Annotated in this window: 27 protein-coding genes and 2 pseudogenes; 17 read left to right on the top strand and 12 right to left on the bottom strand. The window is 65.4% G+C overall.

Features of this window, described 5'->3' with window-relative positions; translation table 11 throughout:
- Nucleotides 1–75: 75 nt before the first annotated feature.
- From EJ073_RS20925 to EJ073_RS20895, 7 genes are all read left to right on the top strand, one after another.
- On the top strand, nucleotides 76–237 hold the full coding sequence (locus EJ073_RS20925; protein ID WP_126057444.1) for a DUF1328 family protein: 162 nt from the start codon (nucleotides 76–78) through the stop codon (nucleotides 235–237).
- 193 nt (nucleotides 238–430) lie between these two features.
- A complete protein-coding gene (gene dapF, locus EJ073_RS20920) occupies nucleotides 431–1,315 on the top strand; it encodes a diaminopimelate epimerase (protein ID WP_126057443.1) in 885 nt (294 codons plus the stop codon).
- Entirely contained in the window at nucleotides 1,315–2,598 is a 1,284-nt protein-coding gene (gene mtaB / locus EJ073_RS20915) for a tRNA (N(6)-L-threonylcarbamoyladenosine(37)-C(2))-methylthiotransferase MtaB (RefSeq protein ID WP_126057442.1), read from the top strand. The genes dapF and mtaB overlap by 1 nt, the downstream gene beginning before the upstream one ends.
- 12 nt (nucleotides 2,599–2,610) lie before the next feature.
- A complete protein-coding gene (ftsY, locus tag EJ073_RS20910) occupies nucleotides 2,611–4,353 on the top strand; it encodes a signal recognition particle-docking protein FtsY (RefSeq protein WP_126057441.1) in 1,743 nt (580 codons plus the stop codon).
- 42 nt (nucleotides 4,354–4,395) lie between these two features.
- Nucleotides 4,396–5,061, top strand: coding sequence for a septation protein A (locus tag EJ073_RS20905; protein ID WP_126057440.1), 666 nt, complete (start codon nucleotides 4,396–4,398; stop codon nucleotides 5,059–5,061).
- A gap of 69 nt (nucleotides 5,062–5,130) precedes the next feature.
- On the top strand, nucleotides 5,131–5,751 hold the full coding sequence (locus EJ073_RS20900) for a pyridoxamine 5'-phosphate oxidase family protein (RefSeq protein ID WP_126057439.1): 621 nt from the start codon (nucleotides 5,131–5,133) through the stop codon (nucleotides 5,749–5,751).
- A 32-nt stretch (nucleotides 5,752–5,783) separates the two neighbouring features.
- A complete protein-coding gene (locus EJ073_RS20895; protein WP_126057438.1) occupies nucleotides 5,784–6,317 on the top strand; it encodes an NADPH-dependent FMN reductase in 534 nt (177 codons plus the stop codon).
- A 19-nt stretch (nucleotides 6,318–6,336) separates the two neighbouring features.
- Here the strand turns inward: EJ073_RS20895 and EJ073_RS20890 are convergent, their stop codons facing one another.
- Nucleotides 6,337–7,254: an SMP-30/gluconolactonase/LRE family protein gene (locus tag EJ073_RS20890; RefSeq protein ID WP_126057437.1), complete on the bottom strand. Its 918-nt coding sequence runs from the start codon at nucleotides 7,252–7,254 to the stop codon at nucleotides 6,337–6,339.
- Nucleotides 7,255–7,540: 286 nt separating this feature from the next.
- Between EJ073_RS20890 and EJ073_RS20885 the strand changes: the two genes are divergently transcribed.
- On the top strand, nucleotides 7,541–7,708 hold the full coding sequence (locus EJ073_RS20885; RefSeq protein WP_126057436.1) for a hypothetical protein: 168 nt from the start codon (nucleotides 7,541–7,543) through the stop codon (nucleotides 7,706–7,708).
- 160 nt (nucleotides 7,709–7,868) lie between these two features.
- On the opposite strand, the gene EJ073_RS20880 is transcribed toward EJ073_RS20885, so the two are convergent.
- The 4 genes and pseudogenes from EJ073_RS20880 to ccmA form a co-directional block, all read right to left on the bottom strand.
- Nucleotides 7,869–8,453: a DsbE family thiol:disulfide interchange protein gene (locus EJ073_RS20880; protein WP_126057435.1), complete on the bottom strand. Its 585-nt coding sequence runs from the start codon at nucleotides 8,451–8,453 to the stop codon at nucleotides 7,869–7,871.
- Complete coding sequence (gene ccmD, locus EJ073_RS20875) at nucleotides 8,450–8,638, bottom strand: heme exporter protein CcmD (protein ID WP_126057434.1); 189 nt, start codon at nucleotides 8,636–8,638, stop codon at nucleotides 8,450–8,452. The genes EJ073_RS20880 and ccmD overlap by 4 nt, the downstream gene beginning before the upstream one ends.
- A gap of 121 nt (nucleotides 8,639–8,759) precedes the next feature.
- Nucleotides 8,760–9,425: a heme exporter protein CcmB gene (ccmB, locus tag EJ073_RS20870; RefSeq protein ID WP_126057433.1), complete on the bottom strand. Its 666-nt coding sequence runs from the start codon at nucleotides 9,423–9,425 to the stop codon at nucleotides 8,760–8,762.
- A 209-nt stretch (nucleotides 9,426–9,634) separates the two neighbouring features.
- Nucleotides 9,635–10,242: pseudogene (ccmA, locus tag EJ073_RS20865) on the bottom strand (heme ABC exporter ATP-binding protein CcmA).
- Between the two features lie 284 nt (nucleotides 10,243–10,526).
- On the opposite strand from ccmA, the gene acnA reads away from it, so the two are divergent.
- The gene (gene acnA, locus EJ073_RS20860) at nucleotides 10,527–13,217 is read left to right on the top strand and encodes an aconitate hydratase AcnA (RefSeq protein WP_126057432.1); all 2,691 of its coding nucleotides are present in this window, start codon (nucleotides 10,527–10,529) and stop codon (nucleotides 13,215–13,217) included.
- A gap of 38 nt (nucleotides 13,218–13,255) precedes the next feature.
- Here acnA and EJ073_RS20855 read toward each other — a convergent pair whose 3' ends face one another.
- Nucleotides 13,256–13,984, bottom strand: coding sequence for a ceramidase domain-containing protein (locus EJ073_RS20855; RefSeq protein ID WP_126057431.1), 729 nt, complete (start codon nucleotides 13,982–13,984; stop codon nucleotides 13,256–13,258).
- Nucleotides 13,985–14,169: 185 nt separating this feature from the next.
- On the opposite strand from EJ073_RS20855, the gene EJ073_RS20850 reads away from it, so the two are divergent.
- Entirely contained in the window at nucleotides 14,170–14,943 is a 774-nt protein-coding gene (locus EJ073_RS20850) for a thioredoxin family protein (protein WP_126057430.1), read from the top strand.
- Between the two features lie 388 nt (nucleotides 14,944–15,331).
- Nucleotides 15,332–15,721: a DUF2794 domain-containing protein gene (locus EJ073_RS20845; protein WP_126057429.1), complete on the top strand. Its 390-nt coding sequence runs from the start codon at nucleotides 15,332–15,334 to the stop codon at nucleotides 15,719–15,721.
- A gap of 161 nt (nucleotides 15,722–15,882) precedes the next feature.
- On the opposite strand, the gene EJ073_RS20840 is transcribed toward EJ073_RS20845, so the two are convergent.
- The 4 genes from EJ073_RS20840 to EJ073_RS20825 all read right to left on the bottom strand — a co-directional run bounded on the left by EJ073_RS20840 (nucleotide 15,883) and on the right by EJ073_RS20825 (nucleotide 20,824).
- Nucleotides 15,883–16,461 carry a GNAT family N-acetyltransferase gene (locus EJ073_RS20840; RefSeq protein ID WP_126057428.1) on the bottom strand — a complete coding sequence of 193 codons (579 nt, stop codon included), beginning with the start codon at nucleotides 16,459–16,461 and terminating at the stop codon, nucleotides 15,883–15,885.
- Between the two features lie 105 nt (nucleotides 16,462–16,566).
- Nucleotides 16,567–17,346 carry a Bax inhibitor-1/YccA family protein gene (locus EJ073_RS20835; protein ID WP_126057427.1) on the bottom strand — a complete coding sequence of 260 codons (780 nt, stop codon included), beginning with the start codon at nucleotides 17,344–17,346 and terminating at the stop codon, nucleotides 16,567–16,569.
- Nucleotides 17,347–17,576: 230 nt separating this feature from the next.
- On the bottom strand, nucleotides 17,577–20,126 hold the full coding sequence (locus tag EJ073_RS20830) for an ABC transporter permease (protein ID WP_126057426.1): 2,550 nt from the start codon (nucleotides 20,124–20,126) through the stop codon (nucleotides 17,577–17,579).
- A complete protein-coding gene (locus EJ073_RS20825) occupies nucleotides 20,126–20,824 on the bottom strand; it encodes an ABC transporter ATP-binding protein (protein ID WP_126057425.1) in 699 nt (232 codons plus the stop codon). Before EJ073_RS20825 ends, EJ073_RS20830 begins: the two co-directional genes overlap by 1 nt.
- 130 nt (nucleotides 20,825–20,954) lie before the next feature.
- Between EJ073_RS20825 and EJ073_RS20820 the strand changes: the two genes are divergently transcribed.
- Together EJ073_RS20820 and thpR are read left to right on the top strand one after the other, a co-directional pair.
- A complete protein-coding gene (locus tag EJ073_RS20820; protein ID WP_126057424.1) occupies nucleotides 20,955–21,599 on the top strand; it encodes an arylesterase in 645 nt (214 codons plus the stop codon).
- A 118-nt stretch (nucleotides 21,600–21,717) separates the two neighbouring features.
- Nucleotides 21,718–22,314, top strand: coding sequence for an RNA 2',3'-cyclic phosphodiesterase (gene thpR / locus EJ073_RS20815; RefSeq protein ID WP_126057423.1), 597 nt, complete (start codon nucleotides 21,718–21,720; stop codon nucleotides 22,312–22,314).
- Here thpR and EJ073_RS20810 read toward each other — a convergent pair.
- Nucleotides 22,218–22,736 carry a low molecular weight protein-tyrosine-phosphatase gene (locus EJ073_RS20810; RefSeq protein WP_126057422.1) on the bottom strand — a complete coding sequence of 173 codons (519 nt, stop codon included), beginning with the start codon at nucleotides 22,734–22,736 and terminating at the stop codon, nucleotides 22,218–22,220. The genes thpR and EJ073_RS20810 overlap by 97 nt on opposite strands.
- A 108-nt stretch (nucleotides 22,737–22,844) precedes the next feature.
- Between EJ073_RS20810 and EJ073_RS20805 the strand changes: the two genes are divergently transcribed.
- The 4 genes from EJ073_RS20805 (at nucleotide 22,845) to EJ073_RS20790 (ending at nucleotide 24,604) form a co-directional block, all read left to right on the top strand.
- On the top strand, nucleotides 22,845–23,141 hold the full coding sequence (locus EJ073_RS20805; RefSeq protein WP_126057421.1) for a 4a-hydroxytetrahydrobiopterin dehydratase: 297 nt from the start codon (nucleotides 22,845–22,847) through the stop codon (nucleotides 23,139–23,141).
- 85 nt (nucleotides 23,142–23,226) lie between these two features.
- Nucleotides 23,227–23,589, top strand: coding sequence for a YkvA family protein (locus EJ073_RS20800; protein ID WP_126057420.1), 363 nt, complete (start codon nucleotides 23,227–23,229; stop codon nucleotides 23,587–23,589).
- A 249-nt stretch (nucleotides 23,590–23,838) separates the two neighbouring features.
- Entirely contained in the window at nucleotides 23,839–24,342 is a 504-nt protein-coding gene (locus EJ073_RS20795; RefSeq protein ID WP_126057419.1) for an invasion associated locus B family protein, read from the top strand.
- A gap of 13 nt (nucleotides 24,343–24,355) precedes the next feature.
- On the top strand, nucleotides 24,356–24,604 hold the full coding sequence (locus tag EJ073_RS20790) for a hypothetical protein (protein WP_126057418.1): 249 nt from the start codon (nucleotides 24,356–24,358) through the stop codon (nucleotides 24,602–24,604).
- A 1-nt stretch (nucleotide 24,605) separates the two neighbouring features.
- On the opposite strand, the pseudogene EJ073_RS20785 reads toward EJ073_RS20790, so the two are convergent.
- Nucleotides 24,606–24,965, bottom strand: a pseudogene (locus tag EJ073_RS20785) (chloride channel protein); the annotation flags it as partial.
- Nucleotides 24,966–25,040 lie beyond the last annotated feature (75 nt).

Raw genomic sequence — 25,040 nt, 5'->3', positions numbered from 1 at the left:
GAGCTGGCCGACCACAGGAACCCAAGCCGACAAGAGGCGTTGACCCAACAGCGCAATTCGGCTGGGAGCCTTTCCATGATCAAGTGGATCATCATTCTTCTTATTGTCGCCGCGGCGGCGAGCCTGCTCGGCATGCCGGCACTGGCAGGCGCGGCCGCCACCGGCGCGCGCGTCCTGATCGGCGTCGTCCTCATCATCTTCCTGCTGATCGTGCTCGGCGTCTTCGCGGTTACCTAGGCCCGACGTCTTCGCCGTCGGCTAGGCGCGACGTCTTCGTCGTCGCCAAGGCGCGACGTCTTCGCCGTCGCCGGGCCCGGTGTCTCCGTCGTGGCCGGTTCGGCGTCTTCGCCGTGGCTTCAAGCGCGCCGCACTGGTAATTCCCGCCCGTTTCCGCCATATAGCGCCAAACGGACATGGAATGACCGGTTAGATGGCAGGCACCGCCCCCTTCGCCAAGATGAATGGCATCGGCAACGAGATCATCGTTGCCGATATGCGCGGCCGCGCCGACCGGGTGACGCCGGCGGCGGCGATCGCGCTCAATGCCGATGCCGCGACCAAGTTCGACCAGATCATGGCGATCCACGATGCGAGGACGCCGGGCACCGCCTATTATGTCGACATCCTGAATTCCGACGGCTCGGGTGCGCAGGCCTGCGGCAACGGCATGCGCTGTGTCGTGCAGGCGCTCGCCGCCGAGACCGGCCAGAAGAGCTTCACCTTCGAGACCCGGGCCGGCATCCTCAACGCCAAGGAACATGCCGATGGCACGATCTCGGTCGATATGGGCGCGCCGCGCTTCGGCTGGCAGGACATCCCGCTCGCCGAGGAGTTCCGCGACACCCGCATGATCGAGCTGCAGATCGGCCCGATCGACGCGCCGGTGCTGCATTCGCCCTCGGCCGTCTCGATGGGCAATCCGCACGCCATCTTCTGGGTCGATCGCGACGTCTGGTCCTACGAGCTCGACCGGTTCGGCCCGCTTTTGGAAAACCATCCGATCTTCCCCGAGCGCGCCAACATCACCATCGCGCAGGTCACCTCGCCCGAAACCATGGTTATCCGTACCTGGGAACGCGGCGCCGGCCTGACCAAGGCCTGCGGCTCGGCCGCCTGCGCCGCCGTGGTGGCCGCTGCCCGCACCAAGCGCACCGGCCGCAGCGTCTCGCTGATGACGCCCGGCGGCGGCTCGCTGCATGTCGAATGGCGCGACGACGACCACGTCATCCTGACCGGTGCCGCCGAATGGGAATTCTCCGGCAGCTTCGACCCTTCGACCGGCACCTGGGCCCGCGACACCGAAAGCGCGGCCTGATGGCGATAGACGTCGTCACCTTCGGCTGCCGCCTGAACACCTATGAGTCCGAGGTGATGCGCCGCGAGGCCGAAAGCGCCGGCCTCGGCGCGCTCGAGGGCGGCGCCGTCATCTTCAACACCTGCGCCGTCACAGCGGAAGCGGTGCGCCAGGCCAAGCAGTCGATCCGCAAAGCCCGCCGCGAGAACCCGCAGGCACGCATCATCGTCACCGGCTGCGCGGCGCAGACCGAGCCGCAGAACTTCGCCGCCATGGACGAGGTCGACCTCGTGCTCGGCAATGAAGAGAAGCTGAAGGCGAATTCCTATCGCGCGCTCCCCGATTTTGGCGTCAACGACACCGAGAAGGCGCGCGTCAACGACATCTTCTCGGTGCGCGAGACGGCCGGCCACATGGTCGATGCAATCGAGGGCCGGGCGCGCGCCTTCGTCCAGGTGCAGAATGGCTGCGACCATCGCTGCACCTTCTGCATCATCCCCTATGGCCGCGGCAATTCGCGCTCGGTGCCGATGGGCGCCGTGGTCGAGCAGATCAAGCGGCTGGCCGGCAATGGCTATGCCGAGATCGTGCTGACCGGCGTCGACATGACCAGTTTTGGCGCCGACCTGCCGGGCGCCCCGAAGCTTGGGAAGCTGGTGAAGACGATCCTGCGCCAGGTGCCAGAGGTGAAGCGGCTCAGGCTGTCCTCGATCGATTCCATCGAGGCCGACGAGGACCTGCTGGACGCCATCGCCACCGAGCCCCGGCTGATGCCGCATCTGCATCTGTCGCTGCAGTCGGGCGACGACATGATCCTGAAGCGCATGAAGCGCCGCCACCTGCGCGACCAGTCGATCCGCTTCTGCGAGGAGGTACGCAAGCTGCGCCCCGGCATCGTCTTCGGCGCCGACATCATCGCCGGCTTCCCGACCGAGACCGAGGCGATGTTCGCGAACTCGGAAAAGATCGTCGAGGAATGCGGCCTGACGCATCTGCACGTCTTCCCGTTCAGCCCGCGCGAAGGCACGCCCGCCGCGCGCATGCCGCAGGTGCGGCGCGAGGTGGTCAAGCAGCGCGCGGCCCGGCTTCGCGCCGCCGGCGAGGCCGCCTATCGCCGCCATCTCGCCGCCCTTGCCGGTACGCGCCAGTCGATCCTGGTCGAGCGCGACGGCCTCGGCCGCACCGAGGGGTTCACGCTGGCCGCCATCGACGCCGGGGCACCGGGCAAGATCGTCGAGGCTGTTGTTACGGGCCATGACGGCGCCCGCCTCCTGGCCGCGTCGCTTGCCGCGCGCGCCGCCTGAGATACGCAAAACATGGCTGGTTTCTTCAAGAAGATATTTTCGTTCGGCAAGAAGGAAGTCGTCGAGGAGCGCGTCGACGAGACGGCACCCTTGCCGCCGATCAAATGGGATGCGCTGGACGCGCTGAAGCCGGCGGCCGAGGAGCCGAAGCCCGAACCTGCACCGGACATTCCGCCGGCGCCGGAACCCGTCATCCCGCCGGCACCTGAGCCGGTCGTTCCGTCCGAGCCGGAGCCGTTGCCGCAGCCCCTGCCGGAGGAAGAGCCGCAACCTGCCCCGGAGAAGCCGGAGCCGCCGGCACCGGAGGAAGTGCCCGTTCCGCCCGAACCTGCACCTGAGCCGGTGCCCGCGCCGCAAGAGGTACCGCAGCCGGAGCCGGCGCCCGTCGAAGTGCCGACGACGCCCAGCGAAGTCCCGGCCGAGACGCCGGCACCGATCGAGGTGCCGCCGGCAGCGCCACGTTCTATCGAGCCATCTTTGGAGGTCGGCGCCGCCCCTCATCCGCCTGCCGGCACTTTCTCCCCGTATAGTGACGGGGAGAAGGAAGAAGCGCCAACGCCGACGCCCCCCTCGCGCCGTTCTTCACGGGCAGAGGGTGAGGGGCAGCGCCAGCCTGTCGAGGATTTGCCGCCACCGGAGCCTGCTCCGCCGGCGGAAATCGCTCCTCCGATTCGCCAGCCTGCGCCGGTCGAACCGGAGCGGATGGTTGCCGAGATTGCCCCCGAGCCGCAGCCGATCCCGCACACCCCGGAGCCAAAGCCCTCAACCGGCAAGATAACCGTCGCAAAAAAGGTCGAGCAGAAGGCCGAGGCGCAGAAGGCGCCGGAGCCGGCGCCGCGGCGCTCCTGGTTCCAGCGCATGCGGGACGGGCTTGCCCGCTCCTCGCGCGAGCTGTCGGGCAACATTGCCGGCGTCTTCACCAAGCGCAAGCTGGACGAGGACACTCTGCAGGACCTGGAGGACGTGCTGATCCGCGCCGATCTCGGCCTGGAGACCGCGCTCCGCGTCACCGATGCGCTGGCCTCCAGCCGCTACGGCAAGGACGTCTCCGACGCCGAGGTGCGCTCGGTCATGGCGGCCGAGGTCGAGAAGGTGCTGACCCCCGTCGCCCTGCCGCTGGAGCTCGACCTCACCCACAAGCCGCATGTCATCCTGGTGGTCGGCGTCAACGGCACCGGCAAGACCACGACGATCGGCAAGCTGGCCGCCAAGCTGACCGATGGCGGCCTGTCAGTGATGCTCGCCGCCGGCGACACCTTCCGCGCCGCCGCGATCGAACAATTGAAGATCTGGGGCGAGCGGACGAAATCGCCGGTCATTGCCTCAAAACTCGGCGCCGATGCCGCCGGCCTCGCCTACGACGCCTTCGAGAAGGCCAAGGATGCCGGCTCCGATGTGCTGATCATCGACACCGCCGGCCGGCTGCAGAACAAGGCCGAGCTGATGGCGGAGCTGGAGAAGATCGTGCGCGTGCTGGGCAAGCTCGATCCGGAAGCGCCGCACACCGTGCTGCAGACGGTCGATGCCACCACCGGCCAGAATGCGCTGAGCCAGGTCGAGATCTTCCGCAACGTCGCCGGCGTCAACGGCCTGGTGATGACCAAGCTCGACGGTACGGCGCGCGGCGGTATTCTGGTGGCGATCGCGGCCAGGCACAGGCTGCCGGTCTATTTCATCGGCGTCGGCGAGCAAGTCGACGACCTCGAACCTTTTTCAGCCAGCGAATTCGCCCGCGCGATCGCTGGCGTGGCTTGAACGATCCCAAAAGCGCCGACTTTCGGGACAACAAGGACTTCCATGAACATCCTCGAACGCGACCCGTCAGACCCGCAGAAACAGAAGAAGGAAGGCGTAAACCCGGTGCTCAAGCTGGCGCTGGAGCTCGGTCCGCTGATGGTGTTCTTCTTCGCCAATTCGCGCAGCGAATGGCTGGTGCAGAAATTCCCGGTGCTGGGCGAGCTCGGCGGGCCGATCTTCGTCGCCACCGGCCTGTTCATGGTTGCCACTGCGCTGGCGCTCATCGTTTCCTGGCTGCTCATCCGCACCTTGCCGATCATGCCCATGGTGTCGGGTGTCGTCGTCCTCATCTTCGGCACGCTGACGCTCTATTTGCAGGACGACGTCTTCATCAAGATGAAGCCGACCATCGTCAACACGCTGTTCGGCGGCGTGCTGCTCGGCGGCCTGTATTTCGGCAAGTCACTGCTCGGCTATGTCTTCGATTCAGCCTTCAGGCTAGACACCGAAGGCTGGAAGAAGCTCACCTTCCGCTGGGGCCTGTTCTTCCTCTTCCTGGCCCTCGTCAATGAAGTGGTCTGGCGGAATTTTTCCACCGACGCCTGGGTTACCTTCAAGGTCTGGGGCATCATGCCCATCACGCTTCTCTTCACCTTCAGCCAGATGCCACTGATCATGCGCCATTCGCTTGAGGACAAGGCTAAGGAGGAGAACGCTGGCAAATAGAGCAATTCCAGGAAACGTGCGCAGCGGTTTTCCGTCCGGAATTGCGGCAGAACAAGAGAGGGACGGGGCATGGAATTCCTCACCACGCGCGACGAGCTGAGGGCGATCTACAAGACGCCCCGACCGACCGATGGCCCCATCCGCAAGGAACTGAAGGCGCTTGACGGCCATTGCCGCTCCTTTATCGGCAAGAGCCCCTTCGTGCTGATCGGCTCCTCCGACGGCGCCGGCAATGCCGACGTAACGCCGAAAGGCGACAAGCCCGGCTTCGCCGCCATCCTCGACGACGCGACCATCGCCATCCCCGACCGGCCCGGCAACAACCGGCTGGACACGCTGGAGAACATCGTCCGCAATCCCTCGGTCGGGCTGTTGTTCCTCATTCCCGGCATGAACGAGACGCTGCGCGTCAACGGCGACGCCCGCATCACCGTCGATGCCGGCCTGCGCGGGCGGCTGGCCGTCGACGGCAAGGAGCCGCAGAGCGTCATCGTGGTGTCGGTCAAGGCCGCCTACATGCATTGCGCCAAGGCCTTCATGCGCTCGGATCTGTGGAAGCCGGAGACCTGGTACGACCGCGCGACGCTGCCGACGCTCGGCCAGATCATCCGCGACCAGCTGGCGCTCGCCGAGGCCGCCGGCGACATCGACCGCGAGCTGGACCAGGATTACCGGCAGACCATGTGGTAGCCTCGGGCACGATTCGCCCGGACAGTTCCCGCTTGCTCAACATCTTTGCCATTTCCGGCAGCCTGCGCGCCGCCTCGACCAATTCGGCGCTGCTCGCGGCGCTGGCTCAAAACGCGCCGGCCGGCTCCCGCGTGACCCTCTATGACGGACTTGGCCGGCTGCCGATCTTCAACCCGGACGACGAGGGCGAGCGCACGCCACCGGAAGCGGCAGCGCTGATCGAGGCCGTCACGGCGGCCGACGGCGTCATCGTCTCCTGTCCGGAATATGCCCATGGCGTGCCGGGCGGTCTGAAGAACGCGCTCGACTGGCTGGTGTCGCGCGACGCCGCCGTCGCCAAGCCGGCTATGTTCGTGCATGCCTCGCCGCGCTCGCTCTATGCGCGCGCCGCCCTGGCCGAGATCATGCGGACGATGTCGTTCGCGCTCCGTGAAGAAGCGGCGCTGGAAATCGCGCTGCTGGGCAAGAAGCCGCCGGAGATGGAGGCGATCCTGGCGGAGCCTGCGAACCGGCTGGCGATGAACGAGGCGCTCTCGGCCTTCGCCGGCTTCATCCGCTCGCGATGACACCGGCCGGGCCCATCGCTCAATACGTCTTGGCGCCGTTCACCATCAGCCAGACCACATAGAGCGAGGTGGTGCCGGCGATGTAGAGGCGGTTGCGCTTGGGGCCGCCGAAGACGCAGTTGGCGACGACGTCCGGCACCTTGACCTTGCCGATCAGCGTGCCGTCGGGATCGTAGCAATGGATGCCGTCGGCGGCGCTTGTCCAGATTCGGCCGGCCTCGTCGAGACGGAACCCGTCGAACAGCCCGGCCGTGCAGTCGGCGAAGACCTTGCCGCCCGAAACCTTCTTGCCACCCTTGCCGACGTTGAAGACGCGGATATGCGCCGGGTTCTTGGCGCCATGCGTGCGGCCGGTATCGGCGACATAAAGCAGGCTTTCGTCGAGCGAGAAGGCAAGCCCGTTGGGTCTCACCATGTCGGTGATGACGGCATCGATCTCCCCCGTGCCGGGATCGACCCGGTAGACGTTGCAGGCGCCGATCTCGCTTTCTGCGTGATTGCCCTCATAGTCGGTGTCGATGCCGTAGGCCGGATCGGTGAACCAGATCGAGCCGTCGGACTTCACCACCGCGTCGTTCGGCGAGTTGAGCCGCTTGCCGCGCCAATTGTCGGCGATGGTGATGACCGAGCCGTCATGCTCGGTGCGGCTGACGCGGCGGCCCGAATGCTCGCACGTGACCAGCCGGCCCTGCCGGTCGACGGTGTTGCCGTTGGAATTGCCGGACGGCTGGCGGAACACGCTGACACTGCCGTCGGTCTCGTCATAGCGCAGCATTCGGTTGTTGGGGATGTCGGACCAGACGAGGTAGCGGCCGGCGGCGAACCAGGCCGGACCTTCCGCCCAGCGGCAGCCGGTGAACAGCTTCTCCACCCGCTCGTTGCTGTTGACCAGCCGCGAAAAACGTGGATCGAGAACTTCGTAATCGGCGGCCGTCATGCTTTTCCTCCGGGCATTTCAGAATGCGCGGATCAAGCCAGTCCGCTAGCCAGAAGGCAATGTGCGAATACGCAGTTGCAATACAAAAAGGGCGAGAGTTGGCGTATGGCTTGTGGCCCGGCGACCAGCCCCGCGGAATTGACGTCGCATTAACCGGCTATGCGCCCAGCGCAATGGTGCATTGCAACATCTTCTTTTTGCAACGCACCAATCCTATGTCATGCTCCGTATCGATCAAGGGAGGAACAATTCGCCGCGGCAACGCGGCACGAAAGGAACCTCTACCATGATCTTCGACAACCTCGTCACCCGCGCTCGCACCAACATCGCCAAGCGCCGCCAGTACAACCGCCTCGTCGCCGAAATCGACAGCTTCTCCAGCCGCGATCTGGCCGACATGCGCGCCGACCGCTCCGAGATGCTCTACCAGATCCACAAGCAGATCTACGGCTGAGCTTTTCGGCCCAACCAGCTCCGCGCTGTCAGGCGCGTTGAGATTCAGGTCAGGCCGAGTCGAGAATGGTGGATTCCGAGAACCGGAGCGGAGCGTACTTAGGTACTGGAGCACCGGAAGCGCAGGAAGCCGCCGTTCGCAGGCCGGCATCACCTGGATATCAATGCGCCGCCAGCGCCTTTTCGATCTGCGGCAACAGCAGCGTCTCCGCCGACTCGGCGGTAATCGGCCCGACATGCTTGTAGGCGATCTTGCCGTCCTTGCCGACGACGAAAGTTTCCGGCACGCCGTAGACGCCCCAATCGATAGCCGCCCGCCCGGCCTCGTCGACACCGATCGCCTGGTAGGGATTGCCGACCTCGCCAAGGAAGCGCCGGGCGTTCTCCGGCTCATCCTTGTAGTTCAGCGCCGCCAGCACAAAACGCTTGTCCTTCGACAAAGCGAGCAGCACCGGATGCTCGTCGCGACACGGCGCGCACCATGAGGCGAAGACATTGACCAGCGTGACCTTGCCGGCGAACGACTTCGAATCGAGCCCCGGCAGCGTGCTGCCTTGCAGCGGTGGCAGATTGGTCTGCGGCGCCGGCAGGCCGATCAGCGCCGACGGCACTTCCGACACGTCGCGGCCGGACAGGAGCTGCGACAGGAACAGCCCGGCCAGCCCCAGGAAGATCAGCAGCGGCAGCAGGACGAACAGGCGACGCGCGCGCGGCGCCGGCGTTCCGGTTTCCGTGCTCTCAGTCATGATTTCGCGCCCTTGTCCTTGAGGGCCTCGCTCTTGTCGGAGCGCCGCCGCACGCCGGCGGCTTCGAGCTCGGCGAGATCGCGCTTGCGCCCGCGCTGGTCGATCAGGATCCATGCGACCAGCCCCGCCAGCACCAGCGCCGTAATGGCATAGGCAGCCGTGACATAGAGCGCATGCGCACTCATGCCCGCCGCTCCGCGCGGATGCGGCATTCCGGCCCGGCCATTTTGCCCTGCTTGTTCATGCCTTCCCTTAGCCTCGCCGTTCCGGCTTCGCAATTGGCCGCCGCGCCGCAGCCCGTATCGCTCAGTCCGTCCCATGGCGCAGCGCCAGCGCCGCCGCCGCCGGCCCGAGCACGGCAAGAAACAGCGTCAGCGCGGCAAGAATGAGGAAGGGCTGCAGGAACGGCGCTGGGTCGGCCACCGCGCCATAGCTTGCCGAGACGCCGAAGATCAGCACCGGAATGGTGAGCGGCAGCACCAGCACCGAGATCAGCAGCCCGCCGCGCGGCAGTGCCACCGCGACCGCGGCGCCGGCCGCCCCGATCAAGGTGATGGCCGGCGTGCCGACGAGAAGCGTCAGCGCGGTGGCGCCGATGCCGGCCGGCTCCATGTTCATGAACAGCCCAAGCAGCGGTGCGGCGACCACCAGCGGCAGCACGCTGCCCGCCCAGTGCGCCAGGCATTTCACCAGCACCGTCAGCGCCAGCATGTGGCGGTCGTGGCCGAGCACCAGAAGATCGAGCGAGCCGTCCTCGCGGTCGGCCTGGAACAGCCGGTCGAGGCCAAGCAGGCAGGCGAGCAAGGCCGCGATCCACAGGATCGCCGGGCCGATACGGGCAAGCAGGTTGAGGTCCGGCCCGACGCCGAACGGGATGGTGGCGATGACGGCGAGGAAGAAGATGACCCCGGTGAGCGCGCCGCCGCCGGCACGGATCGAGAGGCGGATATCGCGCAGGAAGAGGGACCCCATTATGGTGCGGTCCCCTGGTTAGGTGTGCGTTCCTTCGCGCCCCCCTCTGGCCTGCCGGCCATCTTCCCCACGAGGGGGAGATCAGACGTCGCCGGCGATTTCGCCAATCACCAACATTGAAAAGATGAGCGGGGCGCCGGAGCTGCCAGTCTCCCCCAAGTGGGGGAGATGGCCGGCAGGCCAGAGGGGGGCGCCGTAGAGCACCGACATCAACCGGCCACCCTCATTTGCAGCTCGCGCGCCCCTTCCAGCCCAAGCGGCAGATGCGTCGCCGCCACGATGATCCCCCATCCGCAAGATGCACCCGCATCAGTCCGCCAAACCTCTCCTCCGACGCCTTGTCCAACCCCGCCGTCGGCTCGTCGAGCAGCCAGATCGGCCGGTGGCTGACCAGGAGTTTTGCGATCGAGGCGCGCCGCCTTTGCCCGGTCGACAAATAGCCAAACGGCAGATGGCCGATGCCGCCGAGCCCGACGGTCGCCAGCGCCTCGTCCACGCTAAACGCCGGCTCACCGGAAAAGTCGCGCCAGAAGCGCAGATTCTCCGCCACGCTCAATGCCGTCTTCATCGCGTTTAGATGACCGAGATAGTGGCAGGCCGAGGCGACCGTGGGGAAGGCCTCGCCACCGCCTTCGACCCGGACCTGCCCTTCAGCAGTCCGCAGCAGTCCGGCGATGACCCTCAGCAGCGTCGACTTGCCGGCGCCGTTCGGGCCGGTGACGACAAGTGCCTCGCCCTTCTCGAGCGCAAAGCCGATGCCGGAAAAGACCGTCTCGCCGCCGCGCTCGCCGCCCAGATTTTCGGCGATCAGCCGCATCATTGCCCGTTCCGAAAGCACCGTTTCGCGGCCGTCGCCGCATCGCACAAATTTGCCTTTCGACTGTCTAGAACTATTCCAGGAAATTCTCTATATGCGGATCATCCGTGCCAGCGGTCGGCGCGGGAACAGAATTGGCGCCGAACCAGCGCACGCGCCGCCTTGAACGGCTCGGGTTGCTTGGGAGCGGACAGCGGAAATGGCCGTACCCGCACCTTTGCGCGTGATTGCATGCCATCGGCGTCCGTTCCCTTTCAGGCTGAACAGACAAGGACGGATCGCACGTGTCAAAATCCCTCGACAGTTTCAAATGCCGCCGCACCCTGACCGCGGGTGGCGCTGACTATGTCTATTTCGACCTTACCGAGGCCGAGAAGAACGGCCTCGCCGGCATTGCCCGGCTGCCCTATTCGATGAAGGTGCTGCTGGAGAATCTTCTGCGCAACGAGGACGGCCGCTCCGTCACCAAGGAGAGCATCCAGGCGGTGGCCGGCTGGCTGACCGACAAGGGCACCGCCGGCGTCGAGATCGCCTACCGTCCGGCCCGCGTTTTGATGCAGGATTTTACTGGCGTTCCGGCGGTGGTCGATTTGGCCGCCATGCGCGACGGCATCAAGGCGCTCGGCGGCGATCCGGAAAAGATCAACCCGCTGGTGCCGGTCGACCTCGTCATCGACCACTCCGTCATCGTCGACGAGTTCGGCACGCCGATGGCCTTCGCCCGCAATGTCGAGCTCGAGTATGAGCGCAACGAGGAGCGCTACAAGTTCCTGAAATGGGGCCAGCAGGCCTTCCGCAACTTCCGCGTCGTGCCGCCCGGCACCGGCATCTGCCACCAGGTCAACCTCGAATATCTTGGCCAGGTCGTCTGGACGAACAGCGAGGACGGCGAGACCACCGCCTATCCCGACACCTGCGTCGGTACCGATTCGCACACCACCATGATCAACGGCCTCGGCGTGCTCGGCTGGGGCGTCGGCGGCATCGAGGCCGAGGCGGCGATGCTTGGCCAGCCGGTTTCCATGCTCCTGCCCGAGGTCATCGGCTTCCGCCTCACCGGCAAGCTCAAGGAAGGCGTCACCGCCACCGACCTCGTGCTTACCGTCACCCAGATGCTGCGCAAGAAGGGCGTTGTCGGCAAGTTCGTCGAGTTCTTCGGCCCCGGCCTATCCAACATGACACTGGCCGACCGCGCCACCATCGGCAACATGGCGCCGGAATATGGCGCCACTTGCGGCTTCTTCCCGGTCGACAGCGAGACCATCCGGTATCTGACGATGTCCGGCCGCGAGGAAAGCCGCATCGCGCTGGTCGAGGCCTATTCGAAGGCGCAGGGCATGTGGCGCGACGCCGGCTCCGCCGACCCGGTCTTCACCGACCTGCTCGAGCTCGATCTCGGCGACGTCGTGCCGTCGATGGCAGGCCCGAAGCGCCCTGAGGGCCGCGTCGCGCTGGAAGGCATTCCGGCCGGCTTCGCCAAGGCGATGGAGACCGAGTACAAGAAGGCCGCCGAGATCTCCAAGCGCTACGCGGTCGAAGGCACCGACCACGATCTCGGCCATGGCGACGTCGTCATCGCCGCCATCACCTCGTGCACCAACACCTCGAACCCGAGCGTGCTGATCGGCGCCGGGCTGCTCGCCCGCAACGCCAACCGCGTCGGCCTGAAGCAGAAGCCGTGGGTGAAGACCTCGCTGGCGCCAGGCAGCCAGGTGGTCGCCGAATACCTGGAAAAATCCGGCCTGCAGCAGGAGCTCGACCAGATCGGCTTCAACCTGGTTGGCTTCGGCTGCACCACCTGCATTGGCAATTCCGGCCCGCTGCCGGCGCCGATCTCCAAGACAATCAATGACAAAGGCTTGATTGCTGCCGCGGTCTTGTCCGGCAACCGCAACTTCGAGGGCCGCGTCTCGCCGGACGTGCAGGCGAACTATCTCGCGTCGCCGCCGCTGGTCGTCGCCCATGCGTTGGCCGGCACGGTGACCAAGGACCTGACCACCGAGCCGCTCGGCGAAGGCAGCGACGGCAAACCGGTCTACCTCAAGGACATCTGGCCGAGCGCGGCCGAGATCCAGGAGTTCATCGAGAAGAACGTCACGCGCGAGCTGTTCGCCCGCAAATATGCCGACGTCTTCAAGGGCGACGAATACTGGCAGAAGGTCAAGGCGCCGGAAGGCCAGACCTATGCCTGGGACGACAGCTCGACCTATGTGCAGAACCCGCCCTACTTCGCCGGCATGACCTCGGGCTTCGGCAAGATCGGCGACATCAAGGGCGCGCGCGTGCTCGGCCTCTTCGGGGACAAGATCACCACCGACCACATCTCGCCGGCGGGCTCGATCAAGGCCGCCTCGCCGGCCGGCAAGTACCTGACCGAACATGGCGTCGGCGTCGCCGACTTCAACCAGTACGGCACGCGGCGCGGCAATCACGAGGTGATGATGCGCGGCACCTTCGCCAACATCCGCATCCGCAACCACATGCTGGGCGAGAACGGCCGCGAGGGCGGCTACACCATCCACTACCCCTCGAAGGAGGAGATGTCGATCTACGACGCCGCGATGGAGTACAAGAAGGAAGGCGTGCCGCTGGTCATCTTCGCCGGCGTCGAATACGGCAACGGCTCGTCGCGCGACTGGGCGGCCAAGGGAACGAACCTCCTTGGTGTCCGCGCGGTCATCGCTCAGTCCTTCGAGCGCATCCACCGCTCGAACCTGGTCGGCATGGGCGTCATCCCCTTCGTCTTCGAGGACGGCACCTCATGGGCTTCCCTCAACCTCAAGGGTGACGAGCTGGTCGAGATTGACGGGCTGGACGCCATCAAGCCGCGCCAGAAGATGGGCGCCAAGGTCACCTATGGCGATGGCACGGTGAAGAACGTGCCGATCATCTGCCGCATCGATACGCTGGATGAGCTCGACTACTTCAAGAACGGCGGCATCCTGCAATACGTGCTGCGCGATCTGGCAGCATAGTGAAAGGCAGTACGGGAGTAGGGGAATAGGGCAGAAGGTTAGGCCGTTTGCCCCAGCTTCACCCTATTCCCTGCTTCCTTGCTGCCGCACTCCCCTATTCCCCTGCCCTTCGGGGCGCCCTGACGCGCCACCGCCGCCAGCAGCACGCCCAACATCAGCCCGTTGAGGATGTGCCACAGGAAATGCGTGCCTAGCGGAAAGCTGGCGCAAACCAGTGGATCAGCCATCCGGCAGCCGACCGAGACGACGAAGATCGCCGAAGCCACCAGGATATAGCGGCCGGCGCCGCTGCCGCTGGCCGCCGTCCATACGCCAAAGACGGCAAGCGCCAGGAACGGCGGCAGGTAGCCGGTCGTGCCGTTCGAGGCCTGCCGCAGCCAGTCCGGCACCGCATAGGTCAACAGGCCGGCGGCGGCATAGAAGACGACGAAGGCGGCGATCGCCTTGCCCCACTCCAGACCGAGAAACCGGCGCAGGTTGAACAGCGTGAAAGCCAGCGTGAAGCCGGCGATGGGCAGCACGTCGGCCCAGATCGTGAACTTGACGGCGAAGGTGTGGAACAGCGTCGAGCCGATCCCGATCGCCACCACCCACCAGGCCAGAATCGCGGCGAACGTTCCGGTCCCATGCCGCCGCACTTCCCGCACGCCCCACAATCCAGCGGCAATAAAGGCAAGATTGGTCAAAGCATTGGCCGGCTCGGCCCAAAGTTCCGGCCCGGTCCGCTCGCAGTAAAGGTCGACGGGCGCCAAGAGAGTCTGCCACATGACGATGATGCGCCCTCCGAATCGAACCGCGGCGTGAAGTGCAGGCATCCTTCCTATTGCGGCCCTGCGCGTGCTTGCAACGGTGAAAATTTCACCGCAACGTGACTTCCCGTTGACCGGCGCTTCTGCCACATATTTTGGCAATCAGAACAAGGCCGGCGTCACCGGCGGGAATCGGAACGGCCATGGCATTTGCAAAACCCTCGCGGCTCGCGGCACTCGCGCTGGCGCTGTCGGCATGTGCCGGCACGGCGCTGGCAGGCGAGCTCGAAAAGCCCCAGGCCGACAAACCGCTAGGCGTGGTCGAGCTTTTCACCAGCCAGGGCTGCAGCTCCTGCCCGCCGGCCGATGAGTTCTTTGCCGAGCTTGCCGGCAAGCAGGACATCGTCGCGCTCGCCTATCACGTCAACTACTGGGACTATCTCGGCTGGCAGGACACGCTGAGCAACAAGGAAAACACCGACCGGCAGTATGACTATATGCGTGCCTTCGGCAGCCGCTCTGTCTACACGCCGCAAGCCGTGATCAACGGCCGCAGCCACGTCAACGGCGCCAGCCGCAAGGAAGTCGACGGCACGCTGGTGCGCCTCGACCGAACCGGCGAGGGCATGCGCGTCGGCGTGACGGTCAGCCACACCAGCGACCGCGTCATGATCGATGCCGGCGACGCCGGCAACGGCCCGAACGACGCCCATGTGGTGATCGTCTATTTCGAACCGCCGCAAACGATCAAGATCGGCCAGGGCGAGAACAGCGGGCGTCGCCTGACCTATTGGAACGCTGTCTCCGACATCCAGATCGCCGGCATGTGGCACGGCAAGGCGCAGCGCTACGAATTGCCGATGACCGAGATTTCCAAGAAGGCCGGCTGCGCGGTGCTGCTGCAGTCGGTCGGTAAGGATGGCATGCCCGGCCCGATCCTCGGCGCTGCGTTTATTCGCAAGCCCGACCGCCTTTGACCCCAGCCTTCGAGCAATAAAAAACCGGCGTCAGCTTGCTTCTGACGCCGGTCATTTAGGTTTTGGGATCGTCGCACCCGATTTTCCAACGGAAAACCGAGGTTGGTTCGATCCGACGCAGACCCGTGGGCGGGGGCTTGGGGTTTACGAGCCGGTGCCGGACCGAACCGTCTCAGGCAACGCCGGTAAACTCGTCGGACATTGGGGCATGAGCGCGGATAAATTGTGGCGACAATGTGTCAGAGCATCACCAATTCCAACACGCGGTTCGCAAACGTGACTGGACGTTCCGGAAACAGCGCGGCTCCGGCATGCTTAGCCGGGTCTTGCAATTCCACGGCGAACGGGCCAACTTCTGAGGGCGAAGATTCATTCGAAGGATCGAGGCATGACCGATCGCGGTGGCAGTGGGACGGAGGATGGGGACGCATCCGCAATATTGATCCCGCTGCATGAGGCCCGACGCGAGCGCCTCGACCAGCCGGTGCGCTTCGACCGGCGAGAACTCGACCAGATCCTCAGGCTCTACGGACGCATGGTCGCCGCCAATGAATGGCGCGACTATGCCATTGACCATCTCTCCGACCGGGCCGTCTTTTCCGTCTTCCGCCGCGCCAGCGAGGTGCCGCTGTTCCAGATCGTCAAGGACCCGAAGCTGGCGCGCCGCCAGGGCGCATTCTCTGTCATCGCCGCCGGCGGCCGTATCCTGAAGCGCGGCCAGGAGCTCGGCCGCGTGCTCGGCGTCTTCGATCCCAAGCTGAAGGTTATCGAGGCCTGAGCTGGGAAGTCGAAGAGGAACTGGAGAACTGGAGAACTGGAGAACTGGAGAAATGAGGAACTGAAGAATTGAGGAATTGAGGAATTAGGGAAGAAGGCACTCAGGGCCTGATGTAACCGCCGTCTTCCTTTTGTTCTTCAGTTCTCCAATTCCCCGGTTCCTCATTTCCCCCTTAGTCCATCACGGAACCTCCGCTCCGGCCACGAATCCGGATCCGGCGAAAGTCCTGCCCCGCCATTCAGCGACAGTTGCATGAACACCGTGTCCAGCCAGCGTCCGTGCTTGTAGCCGGAGCCCTCGAGGCGGCCGGAATGGCGGAAGCCGAGCTTCTCGTGCAGCCGCACGGAGGCACTGTCGGCGTGGCCGTCGCCGATGACGGCGATGATCTGACGAAAGCCCGCCGCCTCGGCCGCCTCGATCAGCCCTTGCATCAGCAGACGCCCGACACCCTGGCCCTTGGCCTCGGGCGCGACATAGACCGAATCCTCGACAACGAAACGATAGGCAGGGCGTGGCCGGAACGGGCCGGCATAGGCATAGCCGAGCACGACGCCATCCCTTTCAGCCACCAGATAGGGGAAGCCGCCCGCCGCCAGGCTGTCGAATCGGCTGCCCATCTCGGCGCGGCTGGGCGGCTCCAGCTCATAGCTTGCGGTGCCATGCGTCACTGCATCGGCGTAAATTTCCGTGATTCGGTTGAGGTTTGCCGTCGTTGCGGCTCTGATCGCGATGCTGCTCATAATTTATGCAAACTGTTCATCTGCCTCCCATAACAGCAAAGGCTCGGACAAAAGAAAAGGGCGGCCGTTGGGCCGCCCTTCGTGAACTCAGTGGTCCAGTGCCGATCAGCGGCGGTCGCCCATGAACTGCAACAGGAACATGAACAGGTTGATGAAGTCGAGATAAAGCGTCAGCGCGCCCATGATGGCCTTGCGGCCGGCGACGTCGGTGGCGTCGCCCTCGAAATACATCTCCTTGATCTTCTGCGTGTCATAGGCGGTCAGGCCGGCGAAGATCAGCACGCCGATCGCCGAAACCGCGAACGACAGCGCCGAGGACTGCAGGAAGATATTGATCACCATGGCGACGATCAGGCCGAACAGCCCCATGATCAGGAACGAGCCGACTGCGGTCAGGTCGCGCTTGGTCGTATAGCCATAGAGCGACAGCGCGCCGAAGGCGGCGGCCGTGGCGAAGAAGGTCTGCGAGATGCTGGCCGTCGTGTAGACCAAAAAGATCGACGACAGCGACAGGCCGACGAGACCGGCATAGACCCAGAACGTGGTCTGCGCCGCCGAAACGCTCATCGACTGGACGCGGAACGACAGGAACAGCACGGCGGCGAGCGGGGCGAGAATGACCAGCCAGCGCAGCGGCGAGCCGAAGATGGCATAGCCGAACGAGGTCAGCATCTCGCCGCTCGGCAGCGTGGCGACCGCCGAGGCCGGGTCCGTGGTGGTGGCCAGCATGATCGTGCCGATAGCGGCAAGGCCTGTGATGAGCAGGCCAAGCCCCATCAGATTGTAGACCTTGATCATATAGGCGCGCAGGCCCTGGTCGATGTCGGCATCGACACGGGCGCCGGGCACGGCGCGCGTCTGGTAGTTGCGAATGGGATCAGCCATTGGAATTCCTCTGTTGCTTCTGCCCCGTCCGGTGTCAGGCCATTTCGGGCCCAGGCGCCGCTGGCAGGGGCTCCAGCATGCCTGCGCGGAATATGATGGTTCTTCGCGTCAAGGACAAGACCGTAACCGGCTGTAACGGTTCGTGAGAGGGCAAAAAGCTGCTTTGCCGGCCTTTATGCGGTCATTCTTACCAAGATTTAATCCGAGTCGGGCGGTGTCAGCGCGGCAAATCAGAGATTGCGCAGCACCGGCGCCGCCTTGTGGCCAAGCACCCGCCAGGTTCCGGCAAGGCCGATGCCGACCGTGACGAGCAGCGCAAACAGGATCGTCGCCACCGCCACTTCCGGCATGAAATGCGATGGCAGCGTCATGATATGCGCGACCACGAACCAGGCCGCCACTCCGCCAGCCGCCAGCGCGAAGACCGCGGTGGCAAGGCCGATCAGCACATACTCCAGCGAGAAGGCTGTGATCAGCGTCCTGCGCGTCGCACCCAGCGTCTTCAGCACCACCGCGTCATGGATGCGCGCCCGGTTGCCGGCGGCGAGCGCGCCGGCAAGCACCAGCACAGAAGCGATCAGCGCCACGCCGGCGGCGGCGCGGATCGCCGTGCCGAGCTGGCCCACCAGCCGGTTGACGATATCGAGCGCGTCCTTGACCCGGACCGTCGTCACCGAAGGGAACGCACGCGTCACCGCGTTGAGCAGCCGGGCATCGTCGGCGATGGTGGCGTCCTTGTCGGTCAGCGTCGCCAGCCAGCCATGCGGCGCGCCGGCGAAGGTGTTGGGCGAAAACACCATGACGAAGTTGATGCCCATCGTCTCCCATTCGACCTGGCGGAAATTGGCGATCCTGGCCGTCACGTTGCGTCCCAGCACATTGACGGTGACGGTGTCGCCGAGCTTCAGCCCGATCTGCCGTCCCTCCTCGGCCGAGAACGACACCAGCGGCTCGCCGGCATAGTCCTCCGGCCACCAGGTTCCTTGCGTCAGCGTCGCGTTGGCAGGCATCTTCGCATCATAGGTCAGGCCGCGGTCGCCGCGCAGCACCCACGCGCCCTCCGCCGGCACGCTCACCTTGCCGACGTCGACGCCGTTCAGTGCCATCACCCGCCCGCGCAGCATCGGCACCTTGGCCAGCGTCCCCCGCGGAGCCTCCTTGCCGATCAGCGCCGAGAACGCATCGACATCGCTGCTCTGGATATCGACGAAGAAGAAATTCGGCGCCCGTTCCGGCAGGCTGCCGGAGATCTGGCGCCTCAGATTGCCGTCGATCAGCGCCAGTGTCACCAAAAGCGTCAGCCCGAGGCCGAGCGACAGCACCACGGACGGCGTCAGGGCGCCCGGCCGGTGGATGTTGCCCAGCGCCAGCCTGAGCGCGACGGAACGGACACGCGGGCTCCTGCTGGCCGCCCACTGCACCAGCGCGCCGACCAGGCGCAGTACAAGGAAGGCAAAGACCGTGGCGCCGACGAAGATCGAGGCGATGCGGCGGTCGCCGGAAAACAGGATGGCCAGCGCCGCCAGGACGAGCGCGATGCCGACTGCCGCTGCCACATAAGGCAGGCGCGGAAAACCGCGGCTCTCAAAACCCATCTCGCGAAACAGCGCCGTTGCCGGCACGTCGCGGGCGCGCCCCAGTGGCAGCAGCGCGAAGGCCAGTGTCACCAGCAGGCCGAACAGCGCCGCCATGGCAAGCGCGCCGGGGTAGAAGCCGCCTTCCGCCGGCACCGGGATGACCGACTGCAGGGCTGCGCTCGCCGCGAACGGCATAGCGGCGCCGAGGATCAGCCCGGCGACGATGCCGAGGCCGGCGATCAGCAGGATCTGCACCAGATAGACGGTGAAGACGAAGCCACCCGAAGCGCCGAGGCTCTTGAAGGTGGCGATGACGCCGCGCTTGCCGTCGAGATAGGCGCGCACGGCGTTCGCCACGCCGACGCCGCCGACCACCAGCGCCGTCAGCCCGACCAGCGTCAAAAATTGCGAGAAGCGCTCGATATTGGAGGAGAGCGCCGGTGCCGCGTTGCTGCGCGTGCGGATCGACCAGCCAGCCTCCGGAAACGTCTTTGCCGCCTGGTCCTGGATCGCCTTGAGGTCGGTCTCGCTGGCGCCGGCGGGCAAGCGGATTTTGTAGGCGTTCTCGACCAGGCTGCCCGGCTGGACCAGGCCTGAGGCGGCAAGGCCTTCGGTCGATACCAGCAGCCGCGGCGCAAAGCCGAACCCGTCGGACACCGCATCCGGTTCGCCCACCAGCCGCGCGCGCAGCTCGAACGTCGCAGCGCCAAGCTTCACCCGGTCGCCAAGCTTGAGGTTCAGCCGGTCGAACAAAAGCTCGGGTGCCGCGGCGCCGAAGACGCCGGACCTCTCGGCGAACAGCGCCTCGCGCGGCAGCGCCGGCTCGGTCGCCAGCGCCCCGTAGAGCGGATAGGCCTCGTCGACCGCCTTGGCCTCGACCAGCGCCTGGTCCGAGCCGTCCTCCAGCCGCGCCATCGAGCGCATGCTGGCGCTGTGCGAAATCGTTCCCAGCCGATCAAGGAAGCCGCGCTCGGCCGGCGTCGTGCCGCGCTGGTTGAGTTGAAAGCGCAGGTCACCGCCAAGCAGCGTCTGGCCCTGGTTGGCGACCCCAGCGGTGATCGCCTGCGCCACCGAATTGACGCCGCCGATAGCGGCGACGCCGAGCGCGATGCAGGCGAGGAAGATGAGGAAGCCGGACAGGCCTCCGCGCATCTCGCGCAGCGAGAAGCGGACCGCGAGCTTCAACGTCCGCGACAGGGGCATCAGGCCGAAACCTTCAACGGTTTCGGCGCGTCCTCGATCCGTCCCGAGTGCATCGACACCTGGCGCGAACAGCGCGCCGCGAGTGCCGGATCATGCGTGACCAGCACCAGCGTCATGCCGCGCTCGGCAGCCTTCGCGAACAGAAGGTCGGCGATCTGCCGTCCCGTCGCCTGGTCGAGATTGCCGGTCGGCTCGTCGGCGATCAGGATGCGCGGCGAGGGCGCCAGCGCGCGGGCAATCGCAACGCGCTGCTGCTCGCCGCCCGACAGTTCGCCGGGATAATGGGTCACGCGGTCGCTGAGGCCGACCGCCGCCAGCTCGTGCGCGGCGACGCTGAACGGGTCGGCATGGCCGGCGAGCTCTAGGGGCACGGCGACGTTCTCGAGGGCCGTCATGTTGGGGATGAGGTGGAAGGACTGGAAGACGATGCCGATGTTTCGTCCCCGAAACGATGCAATCTGATCCTCGCTTTTGCCATCGAGCAATTCGCCGGCGATTCGGACCGTTCCCGAATCGACCCTTTCCAGGCCGGCCAGGACCATCAGCAGCGTCGACTTGCCGGAGCCCGATGGGCCGACGATGCCGGTCGCCTCGCCGGCGGCGACATCGAGGCTGACGCCCTTCAGCACATGCACGGAGGACGCGCCTTCACCGAGCGTCAGCGATACGTCTTTCAGCACGATGACGGCTTCTGTCACAATGAAAGCGTCCTATATGGATAGATGAGGGCTAAGCATCGGAGCCAAAGTGGAGACCGGGGGAATCCGATGCTCAACGAGGAACCCGGCTTCGCCTGAAGACCATTTCCGCTCATATGGGGCCTGCCGCATGGCTTTCAAACACACTCTTGCAGCAGCCTTCGTTGTTTTCGTAACGATCGGCGGCGCCATGTCGGCGGCAGGCGCCGAGACCTTCAGGATGGTCGGTTTCGGCGACAGCCTGATGGCGGGGTTCAACCTCGGGCCAGGCGAAGGTTTCACCGACAGGCTGCAGGCGGCGCTTCGCGCCAAGGGTCTTGACGTCAGCGTCGCCAATGCCGGTGTTTCCGGCGACACGTCGAGCGGCGGCCTGGCGCGGCTCGACTGGTCGGTGCCGGACGGCACGCGGCTCGTCATCCTCGAGCTCGGCGCCAACGACATGCTGCGCGGCGTCGCGCCCGCAATTCCTGAGAAGAACCTCGACGAGATGCTGGCAAAACTCAAGGCGCGCAAGATCGCCGTGCTCCTGGCCGGCATGCGCGCCGCCCCCAATCTCGGCACCGACTACCAGAATGCCTTCGACTCCATCTATCCGAAGCTCGCCGAAAAATACGGCGTTCCGCTCTATCCGTTCTTCCTTGACGGCGTCGCCGGCGTGCCCGCCCTGCAGCTCGAAGACGGCCTGCACCCCAACGCCAGCGGCGTCGACAGGATGGTCGAAGGCATACTGCCGACGGTGGAAAAGTCGATTGCCGCGGGTGGCGGCGGGTCGTGAGGCAGGAAAGTCACGCTTGCCGTTGGGGAAACCGCGAGGTCAACAAACCGCTTGCCCCGCTTGGATATCGATGATTCGCTAGGGGCGTGAGTTTCGATTCGAGGACAGGAGGCTTGCCATGCCGCGTCTTTTCACCGCCCTCGAAATTCCTCGTGACGCCGCTCTTTCGCTGTCCCTGCTCCGGGGCGGCCTGCCCGGAGCCCGCTGGATCGATGTCGAAAACTACCATCTGACGCTGCGCTTCATCGGCGATGTCGAGGGCCATGTCGCCGACGAGATCGCCAACGCGCTCGACCGCGTCCACCGCCCGTCCTTCCCGCTGACGCTCTCCGGTGTCGGTGCCTTCGGCCAGAAGAAGCCGCACGCGGTGTGGGCCGGCGTCGCCGCCTCGCCGGATCTGACTGCCCTGCAGGGCGAGATCGACCGCATCTGCCAGCGGCTCGGCCTGCCGGCCGATCCGCGCAAGTTCATGCCGCATGTGACGCTGGCACGGTTGCGCAATTCGAGCCCACTCGACGTGGCGCAATATCTTTCGGCGCGCGGTAATTTCTCGGCGCTGCCCTTCCGCGTCGGCCGCTTCGTTTTGATGTCGTCACGAGATTCAGTCGGCGGCGGTCCCTATATCGTCGAGGAAGCCTGGCCGCTCTCGGGCGCTGACACGCGCGCGGCCAGTCGATTGGCCAGCGCCTCCGACGCCTCGCGGATCATGCGATAGACCTCGGCGAACGCGTCCGGCCCGTCATAATAAGGGTCCGGCACCTCGCCCGCGCCGGCGTCGGCAAACTCCAGGAACAGGTGGATGCGCTCGCGCATCGCGGCCGGCGCGATTGCCTTGAGGTCGCGGACGTTCGCCCGGTCCATGCCGAGGATCACGTCGAAGCGGGCAAAATCCTCCGGCGCCACCCTGCGTGCCCTTTGCCCGGAAATGTCGATGCCATGATGCGCCGCGATCGAAATCGAACGCGGATCGGGAGCGGAGCCGACCTCCCAGCCGCTGGTCGCGGCCGAATCGAGCATGACGGTTCGGCCCAGCCCGCGCTCGGCCAGCACGGCGCGCAACACGCCTTCGGCGAGAGGCGAGCGGCATATATTGCCGAGGCAGACGAACAGGATGGATGTTATGGGCTTCGCGCTCATCGATCCGGCGCCGTTTTTGTGCATGTCATTGTCCCAAAACCGCGGCGCACTTTTGGGCGACATGCATTATGGTGAGGGTCAAAATTCGAAATAGCACGGGAAACAGACATGACGAGAGAAAAACTGGGCAAGGACGCCATCCTTGCCGCGCTGGCGGAACTCCGCGGCTGGTTGCTGGCCGAGGACGGCGCTTCTATAAAACGCAGCTTCGTCTTCAAGAACTTTTCCGAAGCCTTCGCCTTCATGACCCGCGTCGCGCTGGCGGCGGAGAAGATGGACCATCACCCCGACTGGTCGAATGTCTACAAGACCGTGGATGTGACGCTGAACACCCATGACGCAGGCGGTGTCACGGCGCTCGACATCGAACTGGCAAAGAAGATGAACCGCTATTTCGGCGGCTGAACTCTTGTGATGGGGCGGCGCTTTCACCACATTTTCCCCCGGCGGCCGCGCACCCAACCAAGCGCGCGGCGCCAAGGAGAAGCAGATGGCGCGGCAACCCGGTTTTGATTTCTTCGGCTTTGGCGACAAGCTCGCCGGCGAGAGCGAGGTGCGCGAAAAATTCTGGCGCACGGCCAAGAAGGCCGCCCGCCAGATCCCGTTCATGGAAGAGGTGGTCGCCGCCTATTACTGCGCCATGGACAAGGATACGCCACTGCGCGCCAAGGGTATCCTGCTGGCGGCGCTCGGCTATTTCGTGCTGCCGATCGATTTCATCCCCGATGTCATCTTCGGCCTCGGCTTCACCGACGACATCGCCGTGCTGACAGCCGCGATTACCGCCGTTAGCGCCCACATCACGCCCGCGCACAGGCAAGCCGCCAGGGACGCGATCGCCGACAAGAGCTGATCCGGAACCGGCGCAAGCGCTTGTTTGAAAAGTCAAACTCTTGCCGTTTTCGTGGCCTCCAAGTCGGCGCAGGGACAACGCGCCGGCCGCTTTCGAGCGGCGGCGCGGGAATGGCGGCGGTTTCCTGGGGTGAGGGTCCTTTTCTTGAGGAAAATTCACCGTTTGGTAACCCTGATTAAATCAAAATGAAGCGACGGGCAGGACGCCGCAGCGGCCTGCCGCCGCACCATTTGGAATACGGGAAAAACGATGCGCGGATTGATTGCTACAGTTTCCAGCCTGGTCCTGGTGGCCCTGGCGGCGCCGGCGCTGGCACAGTCGGCGACCAAGATCGGCCAGCACAATGCCTGGGGCACCTACAGCTACCAGGCATCCGGCGGCAAGGTCTGCTACGTGCTCACCGTGCCGACCGACAAGCAGCCGGCGACGCTCGACCACGGCGACATGTTCTTCTTCGTCAGCCAGCGGCCGGGCCAGCAGGTGTCCTACGAGCCGCAATTCATCGCCGGCTACAATTTCCAGGAAGGCTCCAAGGCCACCGTCACCATCGACAAGAAGACCTTCTCGATGTTCACGCGCGGCAAGTCGGCCTGGGTCGAGAACGCGGCGGAAGAACCGGTGCTGATCGCCGCCATGAAGACCGGCACCGACATGAAGGTGCAGGCCAAGTCCGGTCGCGGCAACCCCACCTCCTATGTGTTCTCGCTGAAGGGCATTTCGGCCGCGCTGGCCTCGATCGCCAAGTGCAAGTAGGCTGAGGCCCCCCTTGACGGCGGACAGCGAGATCGACCGCGCCATCATGCAAATGGTGATGGACCGCTGGCAGAAGACGGCCATGGTCCTCGCGAAAACCGAACAGGCGCTTCGCAAGGCGGGCGTCCAGGTTTCCTGGGACGATATCGCCGGGCGACTGGAAGCTCTCGACGCGCGCGGCGACATTGAAAGCCAGGGAGACCTGGCGCTCTGGCGCAACAGCGAGGTCCGCCTCCCGCAAGTGAAAGCGGAAGAACGATAGCTCAGCCCGGCGCGGGCATCGTCTCCGCTCTGCGCCGCCGGATCGCCTCGGCGATGAAGACGCGCGACAGCGCATGATAGAGCGGCTCGTTGGAGATCAGCCTCGCCGTGCCGTAGCCCAGCATCGCCGCGCACATCAGCGCGATGACATTGTCGTGGTTGCCGGTCATTTCGAGGATGATGACGAAGGCCGTCATCGGCGCCTGCACGACGCCGGCGAAATAACCGGCCATGCCGAGCAGCGCCGCCGTGCCGGTGGCGGTGCCGAAGACCAGGCCGAGGGTGCTGCCCAGCCCCGCGCCCACCGCCAGCGACGGTGCGAAGAGACCGCCCGGAATGCCCGACACCATCGACAACAGGCCGGCGGCTCGGTCGGCAAGCAGCGCGAACAGGACGCTGATCAGGCCGATCGAGACGGCGCCGGCCCAGAAGACGAG

This window comes from Mesorhizobium sp. M4B.F.Ca.ET.058.02.1.1, from assembly GCF_003952505.1.
Classification (GTDB): domain Bacteria; phylum Pseudomonadota; class Alphaproteobacteria; order Rhizobiales; family Rhizobiaceae; genus Mesorhizobium.
Note: the sequence above shows the minus strand (reverse complement) of the source record. Positions and strands in the feature narration are given on the sequence as shown.

Excerpts from the sequence above, each read along its gene's own strand:
- EJ073_RS20925 (WP_126057444.1), top strand. The coding sequence starts at position 76 with ATGATCAAGTGGATCATCATTCTTCTTATTGTCGCCGCGGCGGCGAGC.
- dapF (WP_126057443.1), top strand. The coding sequence starts at position 431 with ATGGCAGGCACCGCCCCCTTCGCCAAGATGAATGGCATCGGCAACGAG.
- mtaB (WP_126057442.1), top strand. The coding sequence starts at position 1,315 with ATGGCGATAGACGTCGTCACCTTCGGCTGCCGCCTGAACACCTATGAG.
- ftsY (WP_126057441.1), top strand. The coding sequence starts at position 2,611 with ATGGCTGGTTTCTTCAAGAAGATATTTTCGTTCGGCAAGAAGGAAGTC.
- EJ073_RS20905 (WP_126057440.1), top strand. The coding sequence starts at position 4,396 with ATGAACATCCTCGAACGCGACCCGTCAGACCCGCAGAAACAGAAGAAG.
- EJ073_RS20900 (WP_126057439.1), top strand. The coding sequence starts at position 5,131 with ATGGAATTCCTCACCACGCGCGACGAGCTGAGGGCGATCTACAAGACG.
- EJ073_RS20890 (WP_126057437.1), bottom strand. The coding sequence starts at position 7,254 with ATGACGGCCGCCGATTACGAAGTTCTCGATCCACGTTTTTCGCGGCTG.
- EJ073_RS20885 (WP_126057436.1), top strand. The coding sequence starts at position 7,541 with ATGATCTTCGACAACCTCGTCACCCGCGCTCGCACCAACATCGCCAAG.
- EJ073_RS20880 (WP_126057435.1), bottom strand. The coding sequence starts at position 8,453 with ATGACTGAGAGCACGGAAACCGGAACGCCGGCGCCGCGCGCGCGTCGC.
- ccmD (WP_126057434.1), bottom strand. The coding sequence starts at position 8,638 with ATGAGTGCGCATGCGCTCTATGTCACGGCTGCCTATGCCATTACGGCG.
- ccmB (WP_126057433.1), bottom strand. The coding sequence starts at position 9,425 with ATGGGGTCCCTCTTCCTGCGCGATATCCGCCTCTCGATCCGTGCCGGC.
- EJ073_RS20855 (WP_126057431.1), bottom strand. The coding sequence starts at position 13,984 with ATGTGGCAGACTCTCTTGGCGCCCGTCGACCTTTACTGCGAGCGGACC.
- EJ073_RS20850 (WP_126057430.1), top strand. The coding sequence starts at position 14,170 with ATGGCATTTGCAAAACCCTCGCGGCTCGCGGCACTCGCGCTGGCGCTG.
- EJ073_RS20845 (WP_126057429.1), top strand. The coding sequence starts at position 15,332 with ATGACCGATCGCGGTGGCAGTGGGACGGAGGATGGGGACGCATCCGCA.
- EJ073_RS20840 (WP_126057428.1), bottom strand. The coding sequence starts at position 16,461 with ATGAGCAGCATCGCGATCAGAGCCGCAACGACGGCAAACCTCAACCGA.
- EJ073_RS20835 (WP_126057427.1), bottom strand. The coding sequence starts at position 17,346 with ATGGCTGATCCCATTCGCAACTACCAGACGCGCGCCGTGCCCGGCGCC.
- EJ073_RS20830 (WP_126057426.1), bottom strand. The coding sequence starts at position 20,126 with ATGCCCCTGTCGCGGACGTTGAAGCTCGCGGTCCGCTTCTCGCTGCGC.
- EJ073_RS20820 (WP_126057424.1), top strand. The coding sequence starts at position 20,955 with ATGGCTTTCAAACACACTCTTGCAGCAGCCTTCGTTGTTTTCGTAACG.
- thpR (WP_126057423.1), top strand. The coding sequence starts at position 21,718 with ATGCCGCGTCTTTTCACCGCCCTCGAAATTCCTCGTGACGCCGCTCTT.
- EJ073_RS20810 (WP_126057422.1), bottom strand. The coding sequence starts at position 22,736 with ATGAGCGCGAAGCCCATAACATCCATCCTGTTCGTCTGCCTCGGCAAT.
- EJ073_RS20805 (WP_126057421.1), top strand. The coding sequence starts at position 22,845 with ATGACGAGAGAAAAACTGGGCAAGGACGCCATCCTTGCCGCGCTGGCG.
- EJ073_RS20800 (WP_126057420.1), top strand. The coding sequence starts at position 23,227 with ATGGCGCGGCAACCCGGTTTTGATTTCTTCGGCTTTGGCGACAAGCTC.
- EJ073_RS20795 (WP_126057419.1), top strand. The coding sequence starts at position 23,839 with ATGCGCGGATTGATTGCTACAGTTTCCAGCCTGGTCCTGGTGGCCCTG.